This window comes from Rivularia sp. PCC 7116 (assembly GCF_000316665.1).
Taxonomy (GTDB): domain Bacteria; phylum Cyanobacteriota; class Cyanobacteriia; order Cyanobacteriales; family Nostocaceae; genus Rivularia.
Map to the genome: position 1 here is coordinate 8,412,889 of NC_019678.1, position 16,825 is coordinate 8,429,713.

The 16,825-nt window shown below is 37.2% G+C and carries 11 protein-coding genes; all 11 read left to right on the plus strand.

Going from position 1 to position 16,825, the window contains the following annotated elements; all coding sequences use genetic code 11:
* The first annotated feature begins 420 nt into the window (after positions 1-420).
* The 11 genes from RIV7116_RS32245 (at position 421) to RIV7116_RS32295 (ending at position 16,811) form a co-directional block, all read left to right on the plus strand.
* Positions 421-816, plus strand: a complete 396-nt coding sequence (locus RIV7116_RS32245) for a CBS domain-containing protein (protein ID WP_198287566.1) — start codon at positions 421-423, stop codon at positions 814-816.
* Entirely contained in the window at positions 810-3,071 is a 2,262-nt protein-coding gene (locus RIV7116_RS32250; protein WP_015122546.1) for a PAS domain-containing sensor histidine kinase, read from the plus strand. The genes RIV7116_RS32245 and RIV7116_RS32250 overlap by 7 nt, the downstream gene beginning before the upstream one ends.
* Positions 3,072-3,188: 117 nt before the next feature.
* Positions 3,189-3,935: a chemotaxis protein CheB gene (locus RIV7116_RS32255; protein WP_015122547.1), complete on the plus strand. Its 747-nt coding sequence runs from the start codon at positions 3,189-3,191 to the stop codon at positions 3,933-3,935.
* A gap of 105 nt (positions 3,936-4,040) precedes the next feature.
* Complete coding sequence (locus tag RIV7116_RS32260) at positions 4,041-5,897, plus strand: CheR family methyltransferase (protein ID WP_015122548.1); 1,857 nt, start codon at positions 4,041-4,043, stop codon at positions 5,895-5,897.
* A gap of 103 nt (positions 5,898-6,000) precedes the next feature.
* A complete protein-coding gene (locus tag RIV7116_RS32265; RefSeq protein WP_232435749.1) occupies positions 6,001-6,945 on the plus strand; it encodes a D-alanine--D-alanine ligase in 945 nt (314 codons plus the stop codon).
* Positions 6,946-7,057: 112 nt separating this feature from the next.
* Complete coding sequence (gene murJ, locus RIV7116_RS32270; protein ID WP_015122550.1) at positions 7,058-8,629, plus strand: murein biosynthesis integral membrane protein MurJ; 1,572 nt, start codon at positions 7,058-7,060, stop codon at positions 8,627-8,629.
* Positions 8,630-9,078: 449 nt separating this feature from the next.
* Positions 9,079-10,131, plus strand: a complete 1,053-nt coding sequence (locus RIV7116_RS32275) for a glycosyltransferase family 2 protein (protein ID WP_015122551.1) — start codon at positions 9,079-9,081, stop codon at positions 10,129-10,131.
* Positions 10,132-10,243: 112 nt separating this feature from the next.
* Complete coding sequence (locus RIV7116_RS32280) at positions 10,244-11,680, plus strand: NAD(P)/FAD-dependent oxidoreductase (protein WP_015122552.1); 1,437 nt, start codon at positions 10,244-10,246, stop codon at positions 11,678-11,680.
* Positions 11,681-11,761: 81 nt separating this feature from the next.
* Complete coding sequence (locus RIV7116_RS32285; protein WP_157229367.1) at positions 11,762-13,039, plus strand: hypothetical protein; 1,278 nt, start codon at positions 11,762-11,764, stop codon at positions 13,037-13,039.
* Between the two features lie 14 nt (positions 13,040-13,053).
* Positions 13,054-14,121: a glycosyltransferase family A protein gene (locus RIV7116_RS32290; protein ID WP_157229368.1), complete on the plus strand. Its 1,068-nt coding sequence runs from the start codon at positions 13,054-13,056 to the stop codon at positions 14,119-14,121.
* Between the two features lie 44 nt (positions 14,122-14,165).
* Complete coding sequence (locus RIV7116_RS32295) at positions 14,166-16,811, plus strand: glycosyltransferase (protein ID WP_015122555.1); 2,646 nt, start codon at positions 14,166-14,168, stop codon at positions 16,809-16,811.
* The last annotated feature ends 14 nt before the right edge of the window (positions 16,812-16,825 follow it).

The following is a 16,825-nucleotide window of genomic DNA, read 5'->3' on the forward strand; positions in this document are numbered from 1 at the left end:
TATTCATAAAATTATCAATTACGTTTTCAAATTAAGCAGCTAAACCACAACTGATAAAAATGACTGGTAAAAAATTATCAAATATAGTCATCAAACTCTTGAATCTATTGCACGCTCTTTGATTTATTTAACGCAGTAATAAAATTAACCATAACCTCACAGTGATTGTCTAACTTTTGGTATATTTATAAACCTAAATAAATGTATACTATTTTCTCTATATCTTACAAAATAAGCTTAAATATTTATAATAATTAAGGATACAAATACTTAATTAAAAGGAATTTATTGAATTAAGCGAATTGGAAATAACCATTAAGGGGCATTGTTGCGGAAGATATAGAGAGGCAATATTATCCTTGGAAAACAGCTTAATGTAAATGTATCTCTACAATCCCAAATTTCAAATCCCAAATTAAATTGACACCTACAAACATAATTCAAGATTTGTCATCTATGAATTTACAAAGAGTGCGAATTGTGTCGGAAGTAATGCAGACAGAAGTGGCTTATATATCTCCAACTGTCTCCGTACTTCATATCCCTCAAATGATGGCAGAGAAGAAAGTTAGTTTTGTTGTAGTTGCAGAAGAGGAATCAGAAGAAGCAGTTTTTCCTGTAGGCATAATTACAGAGCGCGATATTGAGCAAATTCAAGCTTTAAAACTGGATTTAGAGAATATTGAAGCGCAAACAGTGATGAGCGCTCCCTTATTATACGTGCATCCAAATGACTCGCTCCTTGATGCTCGTCTTCTCATGCAGCGAAAATATGTACAACAATTGCTGGTAGTTGGGATGCTGGATAATTGGTAAGAATTGTCACTAACTCTAGTTGTTTACCAGCAGAATATTGTGTTACAAAACATTGGTTTACTGGTTTAAAGCAAGAATTAGAAGCAAAAACAGCACGATTAGTACAAGTAAACCAAAAATTTCCTTTGAAAATGACTCAATTCCAACACAGCCAGGAAGAACAGTTTCAAGCTTCCATCGAGTCGGAGAAACAAGTTTCACAAACAAATGCCGAACTTGTTAAAGTCAATCAACAATTAAGCGAAAGCCTTGAAGAACAAGCTGTTCTAGAAGAAGAATTACGCCAGCAAAACGAAGAATTACTTATCGCTCATGAAAATGCAAAGTTACAGCAACAGCGTTATGAGGATTTGTTCGAGTTTGCTCCCGATGCCTATTTAGTCACTGATGTCAATGGAATTATTCAAGAAGCTAACCGTGCAGCTATAAATTTGTTTTGTGTTTCCCCAAAATATCTGATAGGTAAACCAATATTTATTTTTATTCCCAAGCAAAACCGTAAAACCTTTCGTACTCAAGTGAACTTTGTAGAGCGGGTGGAAGATTGGGAATGTCCGATACAGCCCAGAGGAGGCACTCCTTTTTACGTCACAATTACTATAACCAGCATAAACAATCTAGAGGGTAAGCTGGTGGGCAAGCGGTTAATGATTCGCGATATTTCCAAACGCAGACAGGAAGCAGAGGAGAAAATTAAACAACAGGCTGCTCTACTTGATATTACAACAGATGCAATCATAGTTTGCAATTTGGAGAAGCAGATACTGTTCTGGAATCAAGGAGCAGAAAGTTTGTATAAATGGCTTGCAGATGAAGTGAAAAATCACACGATTCAAGAGTTTTTGGATAGCAGCAATTCCTCTGAAATTGAAAAAGCTTTTGCCACTGTCTTAGAAGAAAATTTTTGGTCGGGTGAGTTGCAGCAAGTTACAAAAAGTGGTAAGGAAATAGTTGCCTATAGTCGTTGGACTTTAATGCGCGACGAGCAAGATAACAATGAAACACCTCACATTAGCAAGGAGAGAGCAAGGGAAGAGGTAGCACAAGGTAACCCCAAATCAATTTTAATAGTTAACACCGACATCACCGAGAAAAAACAACTCGAAGCCCAATATTATCGAGCGCAACGTCTGGAAAGTCTGGGTACCTTAGCTAGTGGTATCGCTCACGATTTGAATAATATATTAACCCCTATTCTTACAGGCACTCAACTACTACAACTTAAACTTCCCGATTTAGAAGAGTCAAGTCGGTTTATTCTCAAAATGCTGGAAGATAACTCCCATCACGCTGCCGAGCTTGTTCAGCAAATTACATATTTTGCTAGGGGAGCAGAAGGAAATTACGTTCCCATCCAATTAGTAAACCTAACGAGGGAAATTAAGCAGATTGTCGAAAGTACATTTCCTAAATCAATTGAATTTAGTTCTCAAATACCAAATCCGCTGTGGATATTACAAGCACAGCCAACCCAAATACATCAATTACTGATGAATCTGTGCGTTAACGCTCGCGATGCCATGCCAGAGGGGGGTAAACTCACGATTTTAGCTAAAAATCGATACATCGATCAAAAATATAGCAGCATGAATCCAGGGGCAAGGGTTGGTGATTACGTACAGATAACCATTGCCGATACCGGATGTGGTATACCAAAAGAAATTCAGGATAGAATTTTCGATCCGTTTTTCACCACCAAGGAAGTAGGAAAAGGTACGGGATTGGGGCTTTCTACAGCAGTTGGCATCGTCAAAAACCACGTTGGTTTTATCAAGGTTTCCAGTCAAGTAGGTAAAGGTACTCAGTTTCAGATATATTTGCCCGCCACCCAGCAACAAGAAATAAAACAAACATCTGACTCCAAGGTAAGCAACGGTAACGGGGAATTAATTCTGGTGGTGGACGATGAAACATATATTCGAGAAACGACTAAAAACACCCTTGAATACCATAACTATAGAATAATTGCTGCTATTGATGGCTTTGAGGCTTTTTCCTTATATGCTCAGCACAAAAATGAAATTAGCTTGGTATTGATAGATATTCAAATGCCTTTAATAGATGGTTCCCAAGTTATTCAAGTTGTGCGACGAATGAATCCCGATGTCAAAGTTATTGCTATCAGCGGACTTGACTCCAATCGCCAGCTTTTACAAGCAGATAATATTAGAGTAGAAGCATTTTTACACAAGCCTTATACTCTTGAGGAATTATTAGAAGCGATAAAAGATGTTTTAAATGGGAGTAGGGAATAGGGCATTGGGCATTGGGCATTGGGCATTGGTGATTAACAACTTCTTCCTAACTCCTAACTCTTAACTTATAACTCCTAACTCCTAATTCCTAACAACTGCTAGTCTAATATAAGCAGCGTGAAATGGTTTCCCTCGCTGCATTTAGGAGGAGATATCAAATACAAAAGAGATATCGTTGTTATTGGTACTTCGGCTGGTGGTGTAGAAGCGCTTTCTAATTTAGTAAGTTATTTACCATCGGATTTAGATGCTGCCATATTCATAGTTTTACATATACCGACTTACGCCACTAGCGTCCTACCGCAAATTCTTAACCGTGCTGGAAAATTACCAGCTTCTCATCCTAAAGATAATCAAGAAATTCGTGCAGGGCATATTTATATTGCTCCACCGGACTATCATTTATTCGTTGAACCCGGATATATTAATTTGCTACGCGGACCTAAAGAAAACAACCATCGTCCCGCTATTGACCCTTTATTTCGTAGTGCAGCAAGGGCTTACGGAAAGCGAGTGGTGGGAGTAATACTTACAGGTACCCTCGATGATGGTACCGCAGGACTGCAAGCAGTAAAAATGCGCGGTGGTACGGCAATTGTGCAAAGTCCGGAAGATGCTATTTATAAAGGAATGCCGCGTAGTGCGATTCGTCACGTTGAAGACATTGATTATATTTTGCCATTGTCGGAGATTCCCCAGGCATTAGTAGAACTAGCAAATACACCCGTGGAAGCCAAAACAAATAACCCCGTGTCCCAGCAGATGGAAATAGAAACTGATTTCGTAGACATGGATATGGCAACTCTACATAATAGTCTTTTAGATTTTTTAAAGCGTTTATATCCCCCATTATCGCCCTTTTAAAGAGGGACTTTAACGAAGCCATCCAATAGTAAAATTGTTCGGAGCAAATAAATTTAATATCAGAATTACTTCCCATATTTTATATATTTGGGCATAGGATATTACATGAAAGATACACCAGAAAACCCCGAATTAGAAAGTTTATTAGAATACATAAAAAATAACCGTGCCTTTGATTTTAGCGGTTACAAACGTGCTAGTTTGAGTCGTCGTATTCGCAAGCGGATGCAAATAATTGATATAGAAAACTATGTCGAGTATTTAGATTATTTAGAGGTTCATCCGGACGAATTTGCTGAGCTATTCAATACAATTTTAATTAATGTCACCGCTTTCTTCCGAGAACCAGCAGCTTGGGAATATATCGCTAGTGAAATTATTCCGAATATCATTAATAACAAGCAAGCTAACAAGGCAATTCGTATATGGAGTGCTGGATGCGCTTCTGGAGAAGAAACCTACACCGTTGCGATTTTGCTAGCGGAAGCTTTGGGTATGGAAGAATACTCGCAGCGAGTCAAAGTTTTCGCGACAGATGTAGATATGGAAGCTTTAAAATATGCTCGCCATGCAAATTATACTCATAAACAAGTCGCAAATATTCCCTCAGAATTATTAGACAAATATTTTGAGCCTATAAATAATCATTTCAGCGTGCAAAAAGAATTGCGTCGCGGGGTGATTTTTGGCCGTCATGATTTAGTGCAGGATGCACCTATTTCTAGAATTGACTTGCTGATATGCCGCAACACCTTAATGTACTTTAATAGCGAAACCCAAAGTAAAATTATCGACCGCTTTCACTTTGCTTTAAATAATGGTGGTTTCTTGTTTTTGGGTAAAGCCGAAATGCTGTTTAGCCGCAATAATTTATTTTCACCTTTAGATTTAAAACAACGAATATTTACCAAAATTCATAACGGTAACTTTCGAGAAATGGTCATGGAAATGGGTTACTCAAACAACCAAAAACAAGTTCCTCAAATGATTGAGCGTCAGCGCATTTATGAAGCAGTCTTTGAAATAGACCCAGTTGCTCAAATAGTTTTAGATGCCAAAAGCACAATTATTTTAGCCAACGCAAAAGCCCGTAATATATTTAATATTAATATTAAAGATATTGGTCGTTCGTTACAAGATTTAGAAATTTCCTATCGTCCTGTAGAATTGCGATCGCGAATCGACCAAGTTCACAGCAACCGACGTGCTATTTCTTTAAAAGACATAGAATGGTCAACTCCAGAGCGCGAAACCAAGTATCTTGATGTGCAGATTATGCCATTAATGCATAACAGTACCGATGAACTATTAGGAATCAAAATTATTCTTAGTGACGTTACCCGCTTTAAACATTTGCAGCAAGAATTAGTCCATGCCAACCAAGAGCTAGAAACAGCTTACGAAGAACTCCAATCCACGAATGAAGAATTAGAAACTACCAACGAGGAATTACAATCAACTGTTGAAGAACTAGAAACAACCAATGAAGAATTGCAATCTACCAACGAAGAATTGGAAACAATGAACGAAGAACTGCAATCTAGCAACGAAGAATTGCAGACAATGAACGAAGAAATGCGCGAAAGTAGTGAAGAACTCAACCGAGTTAATACTTTTCTAGAGTCTATTTTGACAAGTTTACGTTCTGGGGTAGTAGTTCTAAGTAGCGAATTGCAGATTTTGATTTGGAACCGTAAAGCAGAAGACTTATGGGGATTGCGGTTTGAGGAAGTATTTTCACAACACTTTATGAGTTTAGATATTGGTTTACCTGTAGAACAACTCAGACAACCGCTACGAGCAATTCTTAATGGTGAAAGAAATAGTCATGAACTGACATTAAATGCCAGAAATCGCAGAGGTAAATCAATTGAATGTCAAATCATTTTAACTCCTCTTAATAATTCAAAATCAAATATTCAAGGAATAATTTTGTTAATGGAAGAACGCGAACAAATTTAAATAATACTATGATTAATTGGGTGAAGCGGGCTGGGATATTAATATCAATGTTAAAAAATAAATGCAAAAAATCGGAATCTTATTCGAGAGTCAATCCGACATCATGTCAAACCCTAGCGCGAGTGTTGAAACCCACTACCACTGGCGCGAAACTGAAGAAGTGGAAGCCGTTGCAACTAATTTAAAAGAACTCGGTTATGAAGTTGATTTAATCGGAACATTAGACGCTTTACTAGAAAGATGGCGACAAAATCAATTACCCGAATTCATCTGGAATCTTTCAGTTAGAACAACATCGCGCAATCGTACCGCTTTAGCACCGGCAATTTTAGAGCAATTGGGTATACCCTACACTGGTGGAGATGCAACGGTAAAAAGTCTGACGTTGAATAAAGACTTTCTCAAACCCGTTTTGCAGTGGAGGGGAATTTCAACACCAGCTTGGTATCGTTATGGAGTTGATGAGGAAATAACACAACCACCTTGGAAAAAATGTATTCTCAAACCTGCTTGCGAAGGATATTCATTAGGTTTGCAAGTTTGGGAAGCATCAGCAGGATTAGCGGAATTACAGAATAAAGTAAAGCAATTACATCAGCAGTTTCAAGCCGCCGTATTATGCGAGCAATTTATTTCCGGGCGTGAGATTACCGTGGGTGTCGTAGGAAATGATGCTCCTGTTTTTATTGGAGCGGTAGAAACTGTAACGACAGAAGGCGCAGTTATGCAACAGCAAGTATTAGATTTACAAGCAAAAAGACGCGGTGGTTTCCAAAAAATAAACGTAGATTTGTATATTCCACAGTTGCGGAAGTTGCGAGAAATAAGTTTAGATTTAATGCAATTACTCAAACCTTTAGATTATGCTACTTTCGATTTTCGAGTTGACAACGACAATCAAGCATATTTATTAGATATCAACGCCGACGCAACCCTTCACCCAAAACGCTCCTTAGCTCAAATTGCTCTGCAAAATGGTTTATCTTACAAACAATTGATTGAAGTGATTTTGCAAACGGCGATGAAGAAGTTAGTTGTTAGTGGTTAGTTGTTAGTTGTTATTAATTTTTGGATTTCTGATTTAGGGATTTAGGAGTTATCAAAAATTATCTCCCCCCTCTTCCCCCTCTCCCCCCTCTTCCCTCTCTTCCCCCTCTCACATGAAATCTCGCTCATTAAAAAACATAGCCGGAATAGTCGCGATCGCAACTCTCGTCAGCAAATTATTCGGGTTGCTGCGTTCGACTTGTATTGCTGCGGCTTTTGGAGTGGGTGCTGTAGCAAATGCGTTTAATTATGCTTATATTATTCCTGGGTTTTTACTGATTGTTGTCGGCGGCTTAAATGGGCCTTTGCATACTGCTTTAGTCAGCATTTTAGCGAGAAGGGATGAAGAGGATAGCAAGGATTTAGTTGCGGCTATTGCAACTCTATTAACTTTGATTTTGATTCCTTTCACCTTGCTAATAATTATTTTCGCACCTTTTCTTATTGACTTATTAGCACCGGGATTAAATTTTCAAGTTAGAGAAATTGCCATTTTACAGTTACAAATTATGGCTCCTCTGGCTTTGTTAGCTGGGCTAATTGGAGTCGGAGTAGGTAGCTTGAATGCAGCAGATTTATACTGGCTACCTTCCGTAAGTCCAATGTTATCTAGTATTGCTGTAATTTCAAGTTTGGGTATTTTAGCTTGGCGTTTGGGAGATGAAATTAACGCACCACAAAATCTGCTTTTGGGTGGAATGGTTTTGGCTGCGGCAACTTTAGCGGGTGCTTTACTTCAATGGTTTGTGCAGTTAATCGTACAGGCACGGTTCGGTTTATTAACAATTCGTCCCCGGTTTAATTTTCGCTCTGGGGAAGTTAAGCAAGTTATGCGGTTAATGGCTCCAGCGACACTTTCGGCTGGTATGTCTAATATCAACCTTTACGTAGATTTACGCTTTGCTTCTTTTATTCCGCAAGCGGCTGCAACTCTTAGCTATGCTGAATTACTTTCGCAAACGCCGAGAGGATTGTTATCAAGTATATTGTTAGTTCCGCTACTGCCAAGCTTTTCCCGACTCGCTGCAAATCAAGAATGGGATCAACTTAAAGAACAAGTTCGTCAAAGTATTGTAGTTACAGCTTTGATAATTTTACCTTTGAGTGCTTTGATGATGGCGTTAGCGACTCCCATCGTCAAAATAGTTTACCAGCGTCAGGCATTTGATAATCAAGCAGTGCAAATGGTTTCGTCGGTTTTAGTAGCTTATAGTTTGGGAATGTTCCCCAGTGTTGGAAGACAAATATTAACGCGGGTATGTTATGCGTTGAATGATGCTAAAACCCCGTTTCGCATCAGCGGATTTAATATTTTACTCAATTTTGGCTTAGATTACTTTTTAGTTAAAAGCTTTGGAATATCGGGTTTAGTATTCGCTTCGATGGGTGTGAATTTAATTGCTGGAGGAATGCTGTTAATTTATCTGCATCGTCAACTTAACGGTTTACGTTGGAGAGAATGGAGTTTACCAATTTTAGGTTTGACTTTAGCTAGTACAATTACGGGTTTAACTTCTTGGGTTACGAGTTTAGGAATTGAAAGAGTTTGGCAAGCTGAAGGATTGATATTTGATTTGGTTCAACTGAGCGTTTCTGCAATTTTTGGTTTGATAATTTTTAGTTTAATTATGGTGTTGTTAAGGATTAGAGAAGTTGATTTATTGTTTTCCCGGTTGCGGAGGTGAGTTAGTTAACGCGCAAACAGACAGAGCGAGGTCACGCCCGCGCTTTTCAACCCAGGGTGGAAAAGCGATATTAGCAGATTTATCTGCCTAGATACTTAATGTCTATCATGGTGTGGGTCGTTTATATAGGTTATTTAATAAGACATAAAATGGTGCAGCAAACATAATCCGTAAAGTAGCGATAATGCTATTAGGCATAGAACTTAGTGGAATCAGTAGAGGTTGCTTGAGTCAGCCTAAGAATTCATTTAATAGGCTCTAAAGTTCCAATTAATAAACCCTCTTTCATCTGCGATAGGGGAAACCGATACTATTCGGGTTTATCATTAAAGTTTTTATTTCTATAACAAAATAAGTATTTTTTCTGGTGCTTAAGTTGTTTAAATCACTAGAATGAAGGTAGATACTTATTCATACTGCTTACTTATTTGCAGTTAAATAGGAGGAAAATGACTGACCATGAATGCACTGTTTCTGTAATTATTCCTGTATACAATGGCGGCACAAATTTTCGTCACTGTTTATCTAGTTTGACTCAAGTAGTAACTCCCTCAACAGAAATCATTGTGGTAGCAGATGGAGATACTGATGGTTCCTCTCTTGTAGCTGAAGAATTTGGTTTAAAAGTCATCAAACTGCCTATATCTGGAGGTCCTGGGAGAGCTAGAAATTTGGGTGCATGGGCAGCAAAAGGAGATATTATTTTCTTCGTGGATGCTGATGTTGTTATTTCTCAGAAAGCAATTAGTCAAGTACAGAGAGCTTTTGATGCTCAACCGGACTTAGCGGCTGTAATTGGTTCTTATGATGATGCCCCAGGAGCTAGCAATTTCTTATCGCAGTATAAAAACTTATTTCATCATTATACTCATCAGAAAGCTAGAGAAGAAGCTTCTACTTTTTGGGGTGCTTGCGGGGCTATTCGTCGGGAAATTTTTCTCTCTATAGGAGGGTTTGACGAAAGCTATCGCCGACCTAGCATAGAAGATATTGAATTAGGCTCTCGTCTTAAGGCTGCTGGCTATAAAATTCGGCTTTGTAAGGATTTGCAAGTTAAGCATTTAAAGTATTGGGATGTGTTTTCTCTACTAAAAGCTGAATTATTTTATCGTGCCATACCTTGGACGGAATTAATTTGGCGATCGCGCAATTTAAGTAATGACTTAAACTTGGAACTTAAAAGCCGCTTGAGTACGTTGATTGTCTATATTTTACTGTGTTCTTTAGTTGTAGTTTGGTGGCACCCTGCATTTTTTGCAGTTGTTTTAATTGCTAGTTTATTCCTATTAAAATTAAATTCACCTGTTTATTATTTCTTTCATAATAAACGTGGTTTTTGGTTCGCCTTAACTGTGATTCCCTGGCATTGGTTTTACTATACCTATTGTGGTTTTGCATTTGCTTTTGGTACCGCGAAATATTTTTGGTCTGAGTTGGTTGCATCCAAACTTACTCCTAATTCTGTCTACCAAAATAAATCACCAAATATAGCAAGGCTGTAATCACTAATCTAAATAGATTTAAAATGTTCAGTTTTTGACTCAGCTAAAGCAAAAGTATAATTTTGCGTTTGACTTTGGCATTGTACGATAAACAACACTTAAATATCAAAACATGAAAAATAATTCTGTTTTAGTTGTTGGAGCAGGTCCTGCTGGATTAACTGCTGCCTATGAATTGGTCAAAAAAGGTATTCAGCCAATTGTTTTGGAACAAGCAGATAAGGTAGGCGGAATTTCCCGTACCGAGACCTATAAAGGTTATCACTTTGATATTGGCGGACATCGATTTTTTACTAAAGTAGCTGAAGTCCAACAGTTATGGAACGAGGTATTGGGAGATGAATTTATCAAGACACCACGTTTATCACGTATTTACTATGAAGGAAAGTTTTTTCAATATCCTTTAAGTGCTTTTGATACTTTATACAAGCTTGGTATCTTTGAAAGTTTGTTAATTTTGTTGTCTTATTTGAAAGTAAAACAAAAACCACTGACCATTGAAGAAAATCTAGAGCAGTGGGTAATAAATCGTTTCGGAGTCAGACTTTACAAGACTTTCTTTAAAACTTACACAGAAAAAGTTTGGGGAATTCCCTGCAACCAGATTCAAGCAGAATGGGCAGCACAAAGGATTAAAGGTTTATCACTTAAAAAAGCAATTACTAATGCTTTATTTGGTGGTAATGATACCAAAACCCTAATTAAAGAATTTGATTATCCTTTGTTGGGGCCAGGGATGATGTGGCAGCGATTCGCAGAAAAGGTGGAAATGGCAGGAGGAGAGGTGCATTTGAACACCCGCGTACTCGGTCTAGAACATAATAATCGCCGGATAATAAAAGTTATTGCACAACGAGGCGACAATATAGTTCAGTTAGAGGCAGAAAATTTCATTTCTAGTATGCCTCTAACAACTTTGATAAACAGACTAGATCCATCCCCACCAAGTGAAGTATTTGAAGCTGCAAACCAACTTAAGTATAGAGATTTCTTGATTGTATCGTTGATAGTTGATGCACCTGACCTATTCCCTGATAACTGGATTTATATCCACAGTCCTGGAGTACAAGTAGGACGAATACAGAACTTCAAAAATTGGAGTCCTGCGATGGTGCCTGACTCTAGAAAGACTTGTTTGGGGATGGAATATTTTTGTAATGCTGGTGAATCCTTGTGGGAAATGTCGGACGTTGAGTTAATTGATTTAGCAAAACAAGAATTAGAATCTCTGGGATTAGCGAAGGGTAAGACAGTAGAGGATGGAGTGGTTATTCGTCAGCCCAAAGCTTATCCAGTATACGACCATGAATATCGCAAAAATCTACAAGTAATTCAAAATTATTTGCAAACATTTGAAAATTTGCAAACGACTGGTCGTAATGGAATGCATCGTTATAATAACCAAGACCATTCAATGCTGACAGGATTGTTAGCGGCAAAAAATATTTTGGGTGAGAAGCATGATTTGTGGGAAGTGAATACGGAAAGGTCTTATCACGAAGAATTTACAACCAAGCCAAAAGCAGACGATCGAATTTTAGTGAAATAAAATTCTGAGTGGGTGTGTCTATCTATTAACCCAATGCTCGTTAAATATAATATTGCCGCGATTTTCCACATATTTTATCCAATGGAATTATCACAATTGCAGAATAGAAGATATAAAATATTCTTCTTTTTAATAAATATTATTATATATTTAATAGTATTTATTTCTCTCAATTGGCTTCAATTTACACCGAAGTCAGATGAACCGCATTACTGGAAAACAACTTTACTTTTTGCAAAAAGTTTGATTCCCGACTTAAATTTATTGAAAAATTATGGAGAACTCAATACACCGCTACCATTTATTATTTTTGGTAATCTAGAACGTATTTTTAAAGGTGGCATATTTGCCGGAAGACTCTTGAATATGATTCTTTCGTTCTGGATAACCTGTATTATCGGATTTGCTCAACCTGAACATCGTAAATCTTCAGTGCTTGCAATATGCGGTTTATTATTATGCCCTTATTACTTCCGATTGAGCACTTATTTTTACACTGATATCATCGCCACCTTCTTTGTATTTTTAGGATTTGTATTCTACATTCGCTCTTTCAATATTATTAGTAGCATAGCTTTTATATTGGCAATTGCATCCCGTCAATATATGTTGGTATTTCCGGTATCTATACTCGCTTTTGAATTATTTGATGTTTTTAAAAATCAATTATATATATTGAGAAAAAGAAACAAACATCATATTAAAGACAGCCAATTAAAAAATAAAAATCACAATCAAATTGAAAATAATATATTCTCAACTAGATTGGTCATGCCATTAATTGCTTCATTATCAATTTTAGGATGGTTTATATTCTTTAATGGCATTGCTCCTCAAGCTGGACTTGCCCGAACAAATACACCAGAAGTACAGCAAAGTTTGTTTTCTGTTGCACCTGATAGTAGCCTGTATTTTCTTGCTTGTGTGGGATTATATTTTGCGATCCCAGAATTATGTTTATTCTATACTCGCCTTTTATTTAGCCCTCATATTAATGCCCCTAAGCTACTAACGCTAAAGAATTTTTCATTAGCCTTTATCTTACTGATGCTTTTCATGATATTTCCACCATTACAAAGTCACGGACTATTAACAAATATCGGTCAAATACTACCAAATAATTTTTTAATGCTGACTTTATATTATGTCTTAGCTCTCATAGGAATTGTGCGATTTTCTCATCGTATTGATATTGCCTTTTGGATTTTATTAGTTAACTGTACTTTGATGATGAAAGCATTTCCTTGGGATAAATATGTTCTACCACTACTTGTTGTTTTTTGGTATTTAAAATCTATTCATTGTTTACATCAAGAAACACCTCACAATCTTACTTGTCCTAAATATTCGCAAATATAGATAAATTGATGAGAATGCACAGCTTAACGATAAACGAAAAAAGAATCAAGCAATCAACTAATTTAACTCCTTTAGTTTCAGTAATTATTCCGGCATATAATGCAGAAAATTTTATAACTACAACCTTAGAATCTGTACTATCTCAAACTTATAAAAATTTTGAAGTTTTAGTAATAGATGATGGTTCGCAAGATACAACAGCAGAAATTGTAAAATGTTTTGCTCAAAAAGACAGCCGAGTCACTTTACTCCAACAAGAAAATTTTGGAGTAGCAGCAGCTCGTAATTTAGGAATTAATCAATCTCAGGGAGAATTTATTGCGCCTATAGATGCTGATGATATTTGGTATCCACAAAATTTAGAAAAACAGGTGCAATGTCTTTTGCAGGCAGACACATCTGTAGGTTTAGTTTATTCCTGGTCAGTGGATATTAACGAACAAGGTAAATTAACTGGGAATTTCCGAGCTTCAAGTATTGAGGGAGATGTTTTCACAACTTTGCTATGTCATAACTTTCTAGGAAATGCGAGTTCAACTTTGATTCGACGTAGTTGTATAGAAAAAATCGGAGTTTATAACTGTGAATTAAAAGCACAAAATGCCCAAGGATGTGAAGATTGGGACTTTTATCTACGAATTGCAGAACATTTTAAATTTAAAGTTATTCCAGAGTTTTGTATTGGCTACCGCAAGATTGCGAATACCATGTCTGGTGACTATAAAAAAATGGCAAAATCTCATGATTTGATGTTGAAAGAAATTCAAACAAGACATAGAAAAATTCCCACCATATTTTATCGATTATCGAGGAGTAGTTTTTATATGTACTTAGCACGACAGAGTAACGTGTATAACAATCATCATCAGGCTCTATATTGGCTATCTCAAGCATTAAAGGTAGACTTCATTACACCTTTTTTTCGGATTGGTTTATATACCCTAACAATTAAAAGTTTATTTGGACTAATTGCTAGTAATCAGGATATTACTATTGATAACTTTGATAAACGGCGATTGGGTCGCATCTATTTTCAACTCTTCGTAGGAAGAGTATTTCATCGTTTATCACTTAGCAAATAACTTCTCTTTTATTACTGTAAAAAAGAACCAAGGAATTTAATTTTATGTTGTATCCAATTAAAGTAGTAGATGTTGAATTAAGTCTTCCCTTACAAGACATTCAAGATTTAGAGAGCTATATGCAAGTACAAGCATTAGTGCGCTTGCATGGTTTGCCAATTGGTTATGTGAAAGCCCCGGTTACTAATGGAAAGTGTCTGGCGACAAGTTTAAGTAAGCTAATTTTAGAACAATATAGTGAAACGATTATCAATCGTCTTTTAGAAAATGGTTTAGCAGCATCAACAACCAGAGAAAGTCTGAAAATTGAAGATTTATTTGATTTGCCGCAGCCAGAAATTAGAGATAATTTACCATTAGTAACCGTTGCGGTATGCACGAGAGATAGAACTTCTGATTTAGAATTATGTTTATCAGGATTAAAACAACTAGATTATCCTAATTTAGATATTTTAGTTATCGATAATGCTCCCAGTAATGAGGAGACTAAAAACTTAGTTGAAAGTTGTCCAGGTATTCGTTATGTTTGCGAACCTCGTCCGGGTTTAGATTGGGCAAGAAACAGAGCTATTATTGAAGCTAAAGGCGAAATTATTGCTTATACCGATGATGATGTTGTGGTTGACTGTGGTTGGGTAAAAGCTTTAGCAAAAGTATTTACCGAAAATCCAGAAGTTATGGCTTTAACTGGCTTAGTGGTGCCTTATGAATTAGAAACCGAAGCTCAAGTATTATTTGAGATGTATGGAGGTTTTGGTAGGGGTTTTGAACGCAAATGGTATCGGGTAAATAAAGGAGAAAAAGTCCCCGATTACTTATTAGGTACCGGACAATTTGGTACGGGTGCAAATATGGCTTATCGCCGTTGTGTATTCGATGAAATTGGTTATTTCGATCCAGCTTTAGATGTTGGTACAGTAACTAATGGTGCTGGCGACTTAGAGATGTTTTTTCGGGTTATAAAAGAAGGACATACCCTAGTTTACGAACCAAGTGCGATGATACGTCACCGACATCGCCGGGATTACGAAAAATTACGCCAGCAAATTACTAATAATGGAAGTCTGTATGCATATTTTGTATGCGGTGCTTTATCTTATCCCGAGCAAAGGCTTTCTTTTTTAAGAATAGGTATTTGGTGGATGTGCTATTGGAATATCCGCCGCTTATTGATTTCCTTTATTTCTCCCTCACTTTTTCCTCGTGATTTAATCTTAGCTGAACTTTGGGGGGCTTTCAAAGGTTTAACTCTTTATCAAAAAGCCCGTAAAAATGTGGCAAACATAGTTCATAAATATGGGGATATTCCTTCCGTTAAATCAAGAAATAATTCTTCCCAGGTATTGCTACAGAAGGTTTCTCAACCTAACAATGCTATCGCTGTACGTACAGTTGAATTATCCCAACCGATACAACCTTTAACCGATATCGCAGACTATTCCCGTGTCAGAGTATTTGCGACTTGGAATAACTCTCCTATTGGTAGTTGCGATATCAGCAATCAACAGCAATCAATTAGTGCCAGTCGTCTAATCGAAGAGATTGTAAAATACCTCAGTTACAAGCTAATTGAGATAGAAGATAACAAAAATCAAGCGTTCGCAGCATTAACTAAACGTTTGAAACCAATAGCACAACCTATTCAATTACCTACAAATATCCCAGTTTCCGTAGTAGTTGCGACCTTAGATAGACCTGATGATTTACGTAAATGCTTACAAAGTTTAGTAGCACAAAAAACGAAAAGAGAAGTTGAAATTATTGTTGTCGATAACAATTCAGCTTCCGGTTTAACTCCACCTGTAGTTGCAGAATTTCCAGGGGTAGTTTTAGTTAACGAAAAACGTCGGGGATTAGCTTATGCGAGAAATATGGGCTTTATTGTTTGCAGTGGAGATATTGCGATCGCGACTGATGACGATGTTATAGCACCTGAAGACTGGGTAGAAAAACTAGTTACTCCCTTCGCGAGAAAAGACGTAATGGTTGTTACGGGGAATACATTACCTATTGAATTAGAAACGAGATCGCAATACTTATTTGAGAACTACGGTGACGGAGGTTTGGGACGTGGGTTTCAAGGATGGGAAGTTGGGATCGATTGGTTTACGCAATTTCGGTTTTTTGCAGCACCAACCTGGAAACTAGGTGCAACAGCCAATGCAGCTTTCCGCACCAGTATCTTTAGACATTCAAAAATTGGTTTAATGAATGAAGCATTAGGTCCCGGTATGCCTTCGGGAGTAGGAGAAGATATCTATGTTTTCTATAAAGTGCTAAAAGCTGGTTACACAATAGTCTACGAACCCACAGCACAGGTCTGGCACAAACACCGTCGCGACATGAAAGCATTGCGTCGGCAACTTCACGGTTACAGCAAGGGTATAGTTTCTTATCATCTCACTACTTTGCTTGCGGATGGTGATTGGCGAATTTTCCCTACTTTAATGATAAATACCCCAATGTGGCATTTCAAGCGAATTTATTATCGCTTGAGGGGTTGGAGCAATTATCCCATTGGCTTAATTCTATTAGAAATTGCTGGAAATCTTGCTGCACCTTGGTGTTTATGGCAGTCTTATCGTCGGGTAAAACGTGAAGGACGGAGTAATTATTATCTTCCGATTTCTCAACGGCAAAATCAACCCATAGAAGTTGAATCCAAAGCATCGGAATTAATTATGAATTAGTCCGTGCTTTTAGA